We start from the raw sequence: 12,703 nt of genomic DNA, 5'->3' as shown, positions 1-12,703 counted from the left end.
TGAGGGAACGCTCATCGGTACGAGCAGACACGTCGGTCGGGTCGAGAGATCGGTAAAGTAGACAGGAGTGTGATACCGCCCGGGGTAGGGCGCCCGATGGACCAGAGCCCGATCGAGGGTTAAAGACTACGGAGCAAAATCGTTCCATGCCAAGTGAATAAGATCTTGCGGCGCAGCAACAGCCGCCGGGGTCGCGGCGTCAGGAGCGAATGTTTTTCCACGAATTGCGGGTAATGTTGATCTGTTGCGGCGCAAGCGGACGCCACGAAAAAATATGTGGCTTGGCAGTGTCCGAGCGCGGCGAGGCACGGCACGGCGAACACGCAAGGATTGCCGCCCGGCGTTTCTACTGGCCCGTGAACTGCGGCTTGCGCTTCTCGAGAAACGCACGGCGGCCTTCCGCATAGTCGGCGCTGGCGAAGCAGGCCTGCACGGCCGCGTCGAGCTTGCCGGCGTCTGCATTTTCCGGATGGCGAACCAACTCGTCGATGGAGAGCTTGGCCGCGCGCACGGTCAGCGGCGCATTGGCCGCGATCTCGTTGGCCAGGCTGCGCACGGCGAGTTCGAGCGCTTCGGTATCGACGAGGCGGTTGACGATCCCGATCTGATGGGCTTCCGCGGCCGGGACGCGCCGGCCCGTGAACAGCATGTCCTTGATGAACGACGGCGGGGCGAGCGCCAGCAGCGGCGGCACCCAGCGATGATTGTATCCAAGGCCGAGCTTGGCCGCCGGAATGGCGAACTGCGCCTTCTCGTCGGCGATGCGGATATCCGCGCACGCGGCAATGCCGAGGCCGCCGCCGAGGCAGAAGCCGTGGATCATGGCGATGACCGGCTTGGTCGCCGAGAGAAGCGCGGCGAAGGCCTCGTGGTTGAGGCGGTCGTACTCGGCGGCGGCATCACCCGTCCGCGCGTTTTCGAATTCGGAGATGTCGGCGCCCGCCGAGAACGCACGCGTCCCCGCCCCGCGCAGCACGATCACCCGAATGGCGGGGTTGCTTTCCGCCGCCGCGATGTGCTCCGGGATCTTGCGCCACATGCCGGCCGTGTAGGCGTTCATGCGCGTCGGGTTGCGCGCCGCGATCCAGGCAATCGGTCCATCGATCTCGAGGTCGAGATCCGGCGTATCGGCGAGCGTTTCGGTCATGAAGCGAGTCCCTTTTTCGATCCCGCGACCTTGCAGGCGAACGCGGCGGCGCGCAACGCGTCCACACGCCTCAAGGCGGTCGCCCGCCCTGGTGAAAAGGCCGCCCAGGAGCGACAAAAAGGACGTGTTGCGGGTGAGAGAAGAGAGGCCGCGCCCGGATGCCGGGAAGGAGCGAGGTTTAGATTGACGCCGCCGCCCCGCCCTTATACGCCGTAGCCCGAAATGGCGAGCGGCCCCCGGCAGGAAGCTTCTGACGGAACACCGCTAACGCTCTATAATCCGGCAGATTGTCCAAGGGCGGCAAAGGACGGAACGCCTGTTCGCAGGCGTCGCCCGCGCCCCCGGCAAAAGGAACAGCTGAGATGAGTGCCGCCAAGCACCTCACGGGCAAGCCCGAGCGATTGACCGTCCCTCGCCGCGCAGGCGACGATCCGATGTGGCTGACCCTGCGCGCCGAAGCCGAAGCGGCGATGGCAGCCGAGCCCGCGCTGACGGGCTTCATCCACGCCACCGTCATGAGCCACGATGTCCTCGAAGAAGCGATCTGCCATCGCATCGCGCAGCGTCTCGGCCATGCCGACGTCGACGCTGGTCTCATCTTCCAGGAATTCCGCGACGTGCTCGCCTCTCAGCCGGAGCTCGGGCGCGCCTTCCGCGCCGATCTCGCCGCAGTCCTCGACCGCGATCCGGCCTGCACGCGCTATCTCGAGCCGTTTCTCTACTTCAAGGGCTTCCACGCCCTCGTCACGTATCGCTTCGCCCACGAGTTCTGGCGGCAGGGCCGCGTGGACTTCGCGCTCTATATGCAGAGCCAGTCCTCGCGCATGTTCACGGTCGATATCCACCCCGCCGCACGCCTCGGCAAGGGCCTGATGCTGGACCACGCCACGGGCGTCGTGATCGGCGAGACGGCGACTGTCGGCGACGACTGCTCGTTCCTGCATGCCGTCACGCTCGGCGGCAGCGGCAAGCAGACGGGCGACCGCCACCCCAAGATCGGATCGTGCGTGCTGATCGGCGCGGGCGCGAAGGTGCTCGGCAATATCCACGTCGGCAACTGCTCGCGCATCGCCGCCGGCAGCGTCGTGCTTCAGGATGTGCCGCCACATGTCACGGTCGCGGGTGTGCCTGCACGCATCGTCGGCCCCGCAGGCACCGCCGAGCCCGGCCGCACCATGGATCAAACGTTCGATGCGCGTGACGCCGGCCACGGGCCGGACGATTACGCGATGCTGTAAACGCAAAGGAGCAAGCGGTGAAAAAGGAAGAGCTGGCCCGCCTGGAGGCCTATCTCCGCAAGACGTTCGGCACCAAGAACCTGACGGTGCGCGCGCGTCCCAAGAAGAACGATTCCGCCGAGGTCTACATCGGCGACGATTTCACGGCCGTTCTCTATCGCGAGGACGAGGACGGCGAGGTTTCGTACCAGTTCCAGATGGCCATTCTGGACATGGACCTCGAGGAAGCCTGAGAAGCGCGGCGAACGCCTTCCGCGACGCTTGTTGACCTCGCTCCGCGACGATACGTGAACGTCGCTCCGCGACGATGGGGGAAAGCGCATGGCGCTTTACGAGTTGGACGGCGTCGGCGTAACGACGCCCGCCGATGGCCGCTTCTGGGTCGCGCCGAACGCGGTGCTGCTCGGCAAGGTTACGCTCGAGACGGACGCAAGCGTCTGGTTCGGCGCGGTCCTGCGCGGCGACAACGAGATGATCACGGTGGGCGCGCGCTCCAATGTGCAGGACGGCTGCGTCCTGCACACGGACCCGGGCTATCCGCTCGACATCGGCGGGGACTGCACCATCGGCCATATGGTCATGCTGCACGGCTGCACGATCGGCCGCGGCACCCTCGTGGGCATCGGTTCCGTCATTCTCAACGGCGCAAAGATCGGCGAGGAGTGCCTGATTGGCGCCAACACGCTGATTGCCGAAGGCAAGGTGATCCCGCCGCGCTCCATGGTGCTCGGCTCACCGGGCAAGATCGTGCGCCAGTTGACGGACGAGGACGTGGCGCGCTTCGGCAGGGGCGCGGGCCGCTATGTCGCGAACTGGCAGCGCTACAAGGCCGGTCTCAAGCCGCAGGACTAGAAGAGCCTTCACTCACCGCGAGCGGAGAGGTGTCAGGCGCGCGCAACCGCGCCCTGTCGCTGCCGTGCGTTCGCGCCCGTAGATCTCCCTTCGCGAAGGCACGCGATGGAGACACAACGCGTCCCGCAAAAAATAGAGCCGGACGCGGGGGGGATCGCGTCCGGCTCAAGGGGAGCCCGGCTGAGGGGGTGGGGGCAGGGACGTGCCGGGCTCAAAGTCAAACAAGTCGTGCGACGGGCAGTGATCGAAAATTAGTGCGGTTCGCGAACACCGGCGATGGCATCCGGTGCGGTGCGGTCGTTGATGTCGAGAGACACCCAGACGCGCGGGTCCAGATACGACTGGCGCATGATGAAATAGTAGCCCGACGTGTTCCAGAGACGGACGTCGTCGACCTTGTTGTCGAGCACGAAGTCGCCCTGGGCCGTGCGTGCCGTCAGCACCGCGTGGCCTTCGCCCTTTTCGTCGCGGACGACGGTCAGCAGGAGCGAGCTTTTCGGCCAGCCGCGTGCCAGCAGCACGCTCTGCTTCAAGAGCGCGTAGTCCTCGCAATCGCCTCGGTCGACGGGGTACGTCCAGAACTCGCTGACGCCGTAGATTTCCTGATCGGTCGCGGGCGCGATGACGTGGTTGGCCCAGCGGTTGACCTCATCGAGCTCGCTGAGGCGCTCGGGCGTCGGCTGGAAACGAACGTCTTCCATGCGCTGGGGAGCACAGGCCTGCGGGTTGCTTTCGCAGAACCGGACGAAACCGTAAGGCGCCTGGGACGGGCCATAGACCCGCATGAAGGGCGAGGCCTTGCTGTCGAGCGAGGCCGGAAACGACGGGTCTGCCATGGCGCCCGAAGAGGCGACAATGCCGGCCAAGGCCCCCGCGATGCATACAACAAAACGCTTCATACTCACTACCCCTACTGTCCCTCTCACACGAAACACCGTAGTCGAGAAGTCTCGTGGTCTCCTGAAATACGCCGCCAGAAATCGAGCAAAATTTGAGCTAAATCGTTGTTCCCCACGGCACACGTTCGCCCAGCCTTTCAGCCGAAATAACGGCGCAAAGCTTCGGGGTCGGGAATGTCGAGAAACTGAACGCCGATACCCCGGTCGTGGTAGCGCATCACCTTGCAGCGCAGCTTCCCGAACATGACGATGTCTCCGATGGCCGGCCGCACGAGCGTGCCGATCGAGGCCCCGGAGAGCGAAACGTCGAGCACTCGGCAGTCCACGGGCGATCCGTTGGGCAGCACGAGCGTTTGCAATTTGTTGACCACTTCGAGACGCTGGTGCCGCCGGCCGGCGGCACCGCCCAGTTCGTCTTTGTTCACGAGCCAGGTGATTTGAGCGGCGAGTTTCTCGCGCTTGTGCTGGCTGACCTTGAGTTCGATGGCGAACCCGCCGTCGAAAATGCGCGTCACGCGCCCTTCGAGGCCGCCGAGCTCGTCCAGATACGCCACGATCCGCTCGTCGAGCTCAACCTCGACAGGCGCCATGATGGCCGCGCCGCCGACCGAGATGTCGGCCAGCCGGCAGGGGTATTCTTGCTTGTTGGCGCGCATGAAACGGCCGAGCAACGCCACCTGAAACCGCTTATGGCGGCGGCGGTCGGGTACGATCCGAGGATCGGGACGGAGAGACGATCTGGCGCTGGCGGCAGGAGCAGGACACATGGACAGATTCCGAACACCGAAACGAACAAACCTGGCCCCTCGTCGGATTTGCACCGCTCGTGACCGTCGGAGTCTCATTCTGAGACAACAGACTTAACGAACGACTAATTCGTGACCCGATCCCGCACGACCGGATTGCAGCAGATAGGTTGCAGTAGACAGGCCGAAACGGCCTGATGGCGAAGCAACGCGGATCGCGCCGCCAAAGTTGCAGCCGTCAGTTTGCAGCAGGAATTGCGGCGAGCCCGCGGCCGGCTCGACGGTGTCGAGACGGGCAGGCACGCCGATGCTGGCGCTTCCTTAGATAAGAAGCGGGACAAAACAGTGGGCTAGAGTTTTTCCCCGAGTCAGAGTCTTTCGCGCGCGTCGAGACCGGCCGCGCTCGTGTCCAGGCCCCCGTCATAGACGCGGAACTGCCGGCGCCCCTGGCGGACGATGCGGGCCATGCGCACGCGCGGATTCAGCGGCGATTGGCGGTCGGCGTCGCCGTGGGCCTGATACAACTCGGAATCGGGCCAGATCGCCTGGGCAGCCGACAGCCTCAGGCCCTGAAACTTGGCGTGTGCCGGCAACGTGTCCTCGTCCAGCGGCACGATGAGGCAGAGCAGCCGGTCGATGCTCTCGCCGGTATGGGCCAAGGGCAGGATCAAGAGCTCGAACGCACAAACGCCGGGGAGCGGGCTGGAGTCGGGGGCGATGAGGCGCGCTTCGCCGGTAAAGAGCCCCGCGCGCCCGAGATCCGTGATGGCCGCCAGGTGGTGCTCGAGCATGGCCCGGTCGCCGTCGGTCCAGCAGCTCAGGAAGTCCTGTGCCCGCAGATCGAGCCCGAACCGGGTCGTGACGCGGGTCCCGGTGAGCCGGAAGCGGAACGCTGAAGTGCCGGTGCGTTCGAGAATGAACGTGTCGAGCAACTGCTCGCTGATGCGGGCCGGCTCGATTTCCAGCCGCCGCGGGGCCACCCGGTCGCGCCGGATTTCGTTCCAATAGGCAAACAGCGCCTGTGTCGCTGGATGATGCATCGTGTCCGCCCTCCGTTGGCCGCAGCTCGTCGTCCGGCGCAGCCAAGGCGCGCCGGCGATCAAGAGCCCAGGCTCTCGAGAAATTGAGAGGGGCCGTCCCGGAAAGGGGCGGCGCCTGCTTCAAGACGGGTAGAGCAGCTTCCGTGCCATCCCGGCGGGGGACGCGTTAATTTGGCCCGGGAACGCCGCGAGCCGATGCCGTATCGTTAAGGCGAGGGGCGCCCCGGGGCGCCCGCGCAGCTTTGAGCCCGACCCAGGAGACACGCGTGATCCCAACGGAGCCGTCGAAAGAGCCGATCTTCAATGTGCACGCGTCAGTCGTCGCCATCCTGGCGGTTCTCGTGCTGGTCCACGTCGGCCGTGGCTTGCTCTCTCCGGATGACGATCTGTGGGTCGTGCTGGCCGGCGCCTTCATCCCCGCCCGCTACGGTCCGCTCGCCGCCGAGCTGCCCGGCGGCACGCTGGCGATGTACACCTCGCCGATAACCCACATGTTGTTGCACGGCGACTGGGTGCATCTCGCGCTGAACTCCGCCTGGCTGCTCGCGTTCGGCGGTGCAATAGCGGAGCGCACCGGTACGATCCGCTTTTTCGCGTTCTTCACCCTGTGCGGTCTCGCGGGCGCGCTCGCGTTCTACCTCTTCAACGCCGATCTGGTGCAGCCCATGATCGGCGCGTCCGGCGCCATATCGGGCCTCATGGGCGGCACGTTGAGGTTTCTGTTTCCTGCCATGGATTCCGGTGGGTTTCGCCGTTTGCGTGAGGCGCCGCGATCGGTGCGTCTGATGTCGCTCGCCGAGACGCTGACAGACCGGCGCGTGCTTGTGACGAGCGCAATTCTGGTCGTCATAAATCTTCTCACAATCGTCGGTTTCGGCAGTGCACAAAACGCGGCGGGAATTGCTTGGGAAGCGCACCTCGGCGGCTATATCGTAGGGATATTTACTTATGCCTTCTTCGATGATGTTCGCGTTAGCGAAGAAAATCGGCAACCAATTGAATATTGAAACTCTTGCAAGCCGTAGGAGTTTGCATCACTCTTGAAGTGCGGGTTTGGAAACGGACTCGCTGAGGTTCGAAGGAAGCGTCTATCGATAAAGATGCGTTTCGGATCGCGTCGATGGGGAGCCGTCCGCGGTGGCAGAGATGCCCTCGCGAGATGGGTAGATCGGCCAAGGCAAGGGTGGAGGATACGTTATGAACGTTGCATCGATTTTGAAATCAAAGGGCAGGGCGGTTTCGACCGTACGTCCGAACGCATCCCTGCTGGATTGCACCAAGAAGCTCGGGTCCAAGAAAATCGGCGCCATCGTCGTTGTCGGCGACAGCGGCCTCGTGACCGGCATCATCTCCGAACGCGACATCATCCGCGCGATTTCCGAGAACGGCGCACAGGCCCTGAACCTGATGGTGTCGGAAGTCATGACGCGCAACGTCGTCTCGTGCCAGGAGACGAGCGAGCTCGATGAGCTGATGGAGATGATGACCAAGGGTCGCTTCCGCCATCTTCCCGTGCTCGAAGACGATGCTCTCGTCGGCATCATTTCGATCGGCGACGTCGTGAAATACCACGTGGCGGAAGTCGAAATGGAAGTCTCCGCCATGCGCAACTATCTGGCGACGGGCTGATCGCAATTCGCCCGCGAATAAACGCGCGAAATTGAAATTGAAAACGGCGCATCTTTCGAGATGCGCCGTTTGTGTTTTTCCGATCCGGTGACGTCGCGGAACCATAGTCGGAGAGAGCCGCTAAGGCGCGGGAAGTTCCTCGCGCCGTGTCCCGCCCTGGTGGCGCGTATCCAATTCGCGGGTGAGGTCGTCGATTTCGCGCCGCGCCGCTGCTTCGCCACGCGCGATCAACTCGTCCGCGCGGTGGAAGTCGAACAGGCCGATGCCATGCAGCCGTGGGCTGATCATGCAATCCGGCGGATCGCCCGCGAGCCGCGAGCGCGCGATGCGGTCCTGCACGATATTCAACGCGTCGACCATCACGGTCGAAATGCCGGGCACGTCCTCGCCCCGGCCGAGAATCTGCCGCTGCAAGAGGCGCCGTACCGCGACGCCGTTCTTGCCGGTGACGGGAGGCGTGTCTTCAAGCACGCCGTCGGACTCCGGCATCGGGTTGACGTTCGAGATCGTGCCCCGATGGGAGATATCGATGTTGAGGTTGACGGCGATGACGTAACGCGCGCCGAGCGCCCGACAGACCGAAACCGGGATTGGATTGACCAGCGCGCCATCGAAGAGCCACCGCCCGTCGACCTTCACCGGCCGGAAGAGGCCGGGAAGCGCATAGGACGCGCGCACCGCGTTGACGAGGCTCCCGCGCGACAGCCACACTTCGTGGCCGGTGCCGATCTCGGTTGCCACCGCAGTGAAGCGGCGTTGCAGATCTTCGATGTTGGCGTCGCCGATGTGCTTGTAGAGCCGCTCGGCGAGCTTGTGGCCGGTGATCAAACCGGTGCCGGCGAGATTGATGTCGAGAAAGCCGAGCACGCGACGCCGCGTCAGTTCACGCGCGAAGGCCTCGACCTCGTCGAGATGCCCCGTCACGTCGCATGCGCCGACAACCGCGCCGATGGACGTGCCTGCGATGATGTCGGGGACGATGCCGGCTTTGTGGAGGGCGCGAAGAACACCGATGTGGGCCCAGCCTCGCGCGGCTCCTCCGCCGAGAGCCAGGCCGATCTTGAACTTGTTTGCGCCAGCTTGTGCCATGGCGGTCTCCACTCTTCTGGCCACCCGTTTGGGCGGGTCGCCAGTGCGAGGTCCATGAAACCCAACGCAGTCTCGTGTCGGATTCCCCCTCAAACCTTACATGGAACCTAACAGATTCCGATTAAAGGCCCCCTACCAACAAGGTGAAGCAACTTGAGAAATCGTTGTTGCAGTGCAGCTCGAAGGGCCGCTTCTTAAACGTCTCGAACGACCGAAAGGTTTCGCGCGCGAGAGATGGCGAGGCAGGGAAGGCGGGCGCACGACGAGGCTTAGTGGTCCGACGCCACGAGGCGGAAGCCGCCGGCGTCGCCCGGCACGATCGCCCGGTAGAAGCAGGACCTGGCGCCCGTGTGACAGGCCACGCCCGCGCCGTCGACCGCAACTTTGAGCCAGAGGGCGTCCTGGTCGCAATCGATGCGCGCCTCCCGGATCCTGAGGACGTTGCCGCTTTCCTCGCCCTTCACCCATATGCGATTACGCGAGCGGCTCCAGAAGTGCGCCACGCCCGTTTCGAGCGAACGCGCCAGCGCCTCGGCGTTCATCCAGGCGAACATCAGCACGGCGCCTGCCTCGTCGGTCACGATGGCGCCGAGCAGCCCGTCCTTGTCGAACTTGGGCAGCAGCTCGTCACCCGCTTCGATGTCGGCCTTGGTCCGGCCGGCCGGATCGCGAAAAATGGCAGTGTCGCCCATATGCAGCCTCTCGTCGCCTCGCGGCGTTGCACCGCGCTGATGCAACTCGAACAGCCGCACCAAACGCCCTATATAGACAAGGCGCTTAGTTATAGAAGCGATTGCGGCAAAGGCGAAGGAACGGCACGCGACCCATGGCCGATCTTGATGACATCTACAACCAGCGCATTTTCGAGCTTGCGGCGGCCATCCCGCATACCGAGCGGCTGGAGCGGCCGGACGCTGCCGCCAGCGCCCATTCCAAGCTCTGCGGCTCGACGATCGAGGTCGAGCTGAAGCTCGATGGCGACCGGATCACGGATTTCGGCCAGAAGGTAAAGGCCTGCCTGCTGGGCCAGGCATCGGCTGCCATCGTGGGGCGGGAGATCATCGGCACGCGCGAGGCAGAGCTTCGCAGTGTCGCCGCAACCATGCGCCGGATGCTCAAGGAAGGCGGCGCGCGCCCCGACGGCCGCTGGTCGGACCTGGGCCTCTTGCAGCCCGTCAAGGATTACCCCCATCGGCACGCGTCGACCCTGCTGGTCTTCGAGGCCATCGAGCGCGCCCTGGATCAGGCTCATGACGCCCGCGCGAAGCGCGACATGACCCCGGCCGCCGAGCGGGCGTGAGGCTGGCCCGCAGCGAGGACAGACACGAGGGCAGACGGATGTCGTGGAGCAAGGCCATCGCCAAGGCGCCGATCCACGCCTACCGATGGACGCTGAAGCCCATCATGGGCCTCGAATGCCGCCACCTGCCGACGTGCTCTGAATATGGGCTCGAAGCCATCGAGACGAACGGCGTCTGGCGGGGCCTGTGGCTGATTGCGGCGCGTCTCTCGCGCTGCCATCCCTGGGGCAGCGCCGGTTACGATCCCGCCCCCGACATCCGCGCAGAACGCCACCCGTTCGCCCCCTGGCGCTACGGCCGCTGGCGCATGGCTACCGGCCAGCCTGCTGGGTCCCAATCCCCCGCGCGCAAGTGCGGCTGTCCGGACCACCACCCGGACTAGGGCGGCGGCCCCCAAGCCCGTGTGCTGCAGGCCGTCCTCCCGGCCAAAATTCGGAGCGCTTTCTTAGGTCTAATGCCATCCATGCGTTCTGGGACGCGCGGCGCGTGGTAGAACGGCCGGATCTGATTTCCCAGGGAGTGCACGGTGAAGCGGAAGATCGCAGCCGTCCTGATGGCCGATGTCGCCGGGTTCGACCTCGCCCTCGCAGAGGACGAGGCGGCGGCCCGGTCGCGCCTTGCTGCCAACCGCACCGTGATCGAAGGCATCGTCGTGCGCGGCGGGGGACGCATCGTGCCCGCTGCCGGCGAAGCGGTGGTGGCGGACTTCAATAGCGCCGTCGAAGCCGTGCGCGCCGCGGTTGACGTGCAGGAGACGCTGCGGGCGCGCAACAAGCCGCTCGGCCCCGCGCAACGCGTCGACTTCAAGCTCGCCATCACCATCGGCGAGGTGATCGACCACGCGCAGGGCGGGGAGGTGACGCCGGAAACGCTGGCCGGCGCGGCTCAGCTTGTCTCGCTCGCGGTGCCGGGCGGCGTCTGCATTTCGCGCTCCGTGCAGGAGGCTGTCTCCAGCAAGCTGAAACTCAAGTTCCAGGACGTCTCGGAAGCGGGTGGGGACGCCGATCTGAAGTCGGCCGCCACCTATCGCGTCGCCTCGGAACGGCCGGTGCCGCCCGCGCATGCGCCGAGCAGCGCGGCTGGACGCCTGGGCGCGTCCGCCGCCTATGCCGGTCTCACGCTTGCCGCCATCGTCGCTGTGATCGTCGCCATCCCGCGCACCAATACGCCCGCGCCGAAAGAAACCCCGCAGGCTGCAGCCGTCGCACCTTCAGCGCCCGCCGCGACCGCACCGGCTCCCGCACCCGTGACGCACGGTTCGCTCGTCAAGCCTGCCCCGAACAGCGGCCGCGTGGAATTCTTGCCCGCTCAGCCCGGCGCGTCAGAGAACGGTGACGCATCGCTACCGCTTGATGCAAACGCCGCGCCGCAAGCTCCCGCACCGGATCCGGCCAGCATCCTGACCGCGCGCCGCATGCTTCCGCAGGCATGGCGCGACTGCCATTCCTCGCAACCTGCGTCCGCCGTGACGGCGTGCAAGACGCTGATCGACAGCGGCATCGCCAAGGATGAGGAACTGGCCCACGTCCAGGTCGTCTACGGCAAGGCGCTGCGCGATACGGACCAGCTCGACGGCGCGCTGCAGGCATTCAATGCCGCCATCGCCGCCAAGCCCCAGGCTGTCGCCTACGGCCTGCGCGGCACCGTGCAGTATCAGAAGGGCGATCTTGAAAAGGCGATTGCCGACTACAGCGAAGCGATCCGCCTCGATGCCGGCAACGGCGAAGCGCTGAACAACCGCGCCTGGACGTACTACCGCACGGGGCGCGCCGCGCAGGCCCTCTCCGACGCGGATGCCGCTGTTCGTTTGCTCGCGAAAGAGGCTTACGTCTGGGACACGCGCGCGCACATTCACGCCAAGCTCGGCAACCGGGATCTCGCGATCCGCGACTTCCGGGCGGCGCTGAAGATCGATCCCACCAGCACCACCAGCAAGGATGGGCTGACCGCGCTCGGCGTGAACTGAGGCCGCGTTGTCACGTGACGCGCGTGACGTGAATGGAGTGAGAGCGGGCGGCGTTCTCAAGAGCGCGTGTCACCCGCGAAACATCGCGGCGCGACGCGTCCGGTTAGCCTGTCCTGCCGGCCCGCAACGGGGCCGATCCGCAATGGGATGAAGCCGCCATGACCGCACCCACTCCCAATGGTCCAACTGAGGGCGTTTCCACGCTCAAGCCCGACACCAATGGAGCGCAAGCGAAATCCGGCATTGTCCGCCGCATCGCCGGCGCCGCCCTGCTGGCAGCCCTCGTTTTCGGATTGCTCTGGTACACGGTCTTCAACGCCGTCACCGCCGCGCTCGTCGCGTCCGGCGGCACGGTCGTGCTGCTCGCGGGCGCGTCCGCCTCGGACACGCTGGAGACCGTCTTCGAGATGATCGCGAACGTCCTGCTCGCCATCCTCGGCGCCATCGTCGCCGTCTTCGCCGCCGTCATGAGCTTCTTCGACTGGTAGCGGACGGGCCGTGTGCGTCGGCGCCGCCCGCTCCAGAGATCGCCTTCACCCATGCTCCCCGCTGGCCTCGTGCCTTGCCGCGGACAGGAGGCATTCCGTCTCTCCTTCCTGTCATCCTAGGCCTTGTGCCTAGGATCCAACCCTCCACGAGCGGCGGGGGCAATGTTGGCCGCCACCGTCGCCTCTTGCACCCGAGGCCTTCCCGCGCGGCCCGCTGGATCCTCGGCATAAAGCCGAGGATGACAGAGAGGACCGAACCAGTAGCCTTGCCTACTGCCTACTGCCTACTGCCTACTGCCTACTGCCTA

General features: G+C 65.4%; 15 protein-coding genes. 9 read left to right on the top strand and 6 right to left on the bottom strand.

Annotation, left to right across the window (positions count from 1 at the left end):
• Positions 1-346: 346 nt before the first annotated feature.
• Positions 347-1,147, bottom strand: coding sequence for an enoyl-CoA hydratase (locus K2Y42_RS02305; RefSeq protein ID WP_291147989.1), 801 nt, complete (start codon positions 1,145-1,147; stop codon positions 347-349).
• A gap of 434 nt (positions 1,148-1,581) precedes the next feature.
• On the opposite strand from K2Y42_RS02305, the gene cysE reads away from it, so the two are divergent.
• The 3 genes from cysE (at position 1,582) to K2Y42_RS02290 (ending at position 3,237) form a co-directional block, all read left to right on the top strand.
• A complete protein-coding gene (gene cysE, locus K2Y42_RS02300) occupies positions 1,582-2,385 on the top strand; it encodes a serine O-acetyltransferase (protein WP_291150140.1) in 804 nt (267 codons plus the stop codon).
• Positions 2,386-2,402: 17 nt separating this feature from the next.
• Positions 2,403-2,618 carry a DUF3126 family protein gene (locus K2Y42_RS02295; RefSeq protein WP_291147987.1) on the top strand — a complete coding sequence of 72 codons (216 nt, stop codon included), beginning with the start codon at positions 2,403-2,405 and terminating at the stop codon, positions 2,616-2,618.
• 88 nt (positions 2,619-2,706) lie between these two features.
• A complete protein-coding gene (locus tag K2Y42_RS02290) occupies positions 2,707-3,237 on the top strand; it encodes a gamma carbonic anhydrase family protein (protein WP_291147986.1) in 531 nt (176 codons plus the stop codon).
• Between the two features lie 251 nt (positions 3,238-3,488).
• Here K2Y42_RS02290 and K2Y42_RS02285 read toward each other — a convergent pair whose 3' ends face one another.
• From K2Y42_RS02285 to K2Y42_RS02275, 3 genes are all read right to left on the bottom strand, one after another.
• Positions 3,489-4,136 carry a transglutaminase-like cysteine peptidase gene (locus K2Y42_RS02285; protein ID WP_291147984.1) on the bottom strand — a complete coding sequence of 216 codons (648 nt, stop codon included), beginning with the start codon at positions 4,134-4,136 and terminating at the stop codon, positions 3,489-3,491.
• Between the two features lie 137 nt (positions 4,137-4,273).
• Entirely contained in the window at positions 4,274-4,903 is a 630-nt protein-coding gene (locus K2Y42_RS02280) for a PilZ domain-containing protein (RefSeq protein ID WP_291147982.1), read from the bottom strand.
• 347 nt (positions 4,904-5,250) lie between these two features.
• Positions 5,251-5,985, bottom strand: coding sequence for a PAS domain-containing protein (locus K2Y42_RS02275; RefSeq protein WP_291147981.1), 735 nt, complete (start codon positions 5,983-5,985; stop codon positions 5,251-5,253).
• A gap of 278 nt (positions 5,986-6,263) precedes the next feature.
• On the opposite strand from K2Y42_RS02275, the gene K2Y42_RS02270 reads away from it, so the two are divergent.
• Complete coding sequence (locus tag K2Y42_RS02270) at positions 6,264-6,929, top strand: rhomboid family intramembrane serine protease (protein WP_291147979.1); 666 nt, start codon at positions 6,264-6,266, stop codon at positions 6,927-6,929.
• A gap of 190 nt (positions 6,930-7,119) precedes the next feature.
• The gene (locus K2Y42_RS02265) at positions 7,120-7,551 is read left to right on the top strand and encodes a CBS domain-containing protein (protein WP_291147978.1); all 432 of its coding nucleotides are present in this window, start codon (positions 7,120-7,122) and stop codon (positions 7,549-7,551) included.
• A 120-nt stretch (positions 7,552-7,671) separates the two neighbouring features.
• Here the strand turns inward: K2Y42_RS02265 and K2Y42_RS02260 are convergent, their stop codons facing one another.
• Entirely contained in the window at positions 7,672-8,640 is a 969-nt protein-coding gene (locus K2Y42_RS02260; protein WP_291147977.1) for a patatin-like phospholipase family protein, read from the bottom strand.
• A gap of 269 nt (positions 8,641-8,909) precedes the next feature.
• Positions 8,910-9,332, bottom strand: coding sequence for a phosphoribosyl-AMP cyclohydrolase (gene hisI, locus K2Y42_RS02255; RefSeq protein WP_291147973.1), 423 nt, complete (start codon positions 9,330-9,332; stop codon positions 8,910-8,912).
• Between the two features lie 134 nt (positions 9,333-9,466).
• Between hisI and K2Y42_RS02250 the strand changes: the two genes are divergently transcribed.
• The 4 genes from K2Y42_RS02250 (at position 9,467) to K2Y42_RS02235 (ending at position 12,395) form a co-directional block, all read left to right on the top strand.
• Entirely contained in the window at positions 9,467-9,940 is a 474-nt protein-coding gene (locus K2Y42_RS02250; protein WP_291147972.1) for an iron-sulfur cluster assembly scaffold protein, read from the top strand.
• Between the two features lie 38 nt (positions 9,941-9,978).
• A complete protein-coding gene (gene yidD / locus K2Y42_RS02245; RefSeq protein ID WP_291147970.1) occupies positions 9,979-10,323 on the top strand; it encodes a membrane protein insertion efficiency factor YidD in 345 nt (114 codons plus the stop codon).
• Between the two features lie 144 nt (positions 10,324-10,467).
• Positions 10,468-11,907, top strand: a complete 1,440-nt coding sequence (locus K2Y42_RS02240) for a tetratricopeptide repeat protein (protein ID WP_291147968.1) — start codon at positions 10,468-10,470, stop codon at positions 11,905-11,907.
• 158 nt (positions 11,908-12,065) lie between these two features.
• The gene (locus tag K2Y42_RS02235; protein ID WP_291147966.1) at positions 12,066-12,395 is read left to right on the top strand and encodes a hypothetical protein; all 330 of its coding nucleotides are present in this window, start codon (positions 12,066-12,068) and stop codon (positions 12,393-12,395) included.
• The last annotated feature ends 308 nt before the right edge of the window (positions 12,396-12,703 follow it).

The organism is Hyphomicrobium sp. (assembly GCF_019744875.1).
Lineage (GTDB): Bacteria > Pseudomonadota > Alphaproteobacteria > Rhizobiales > Hyphomicrobiaceae > Hyphomicrobium_C.
Note: the sequence above shows the minus strand (reverse complement) of the source record. Positions and strands in the feature narration are given on the sequence as shown.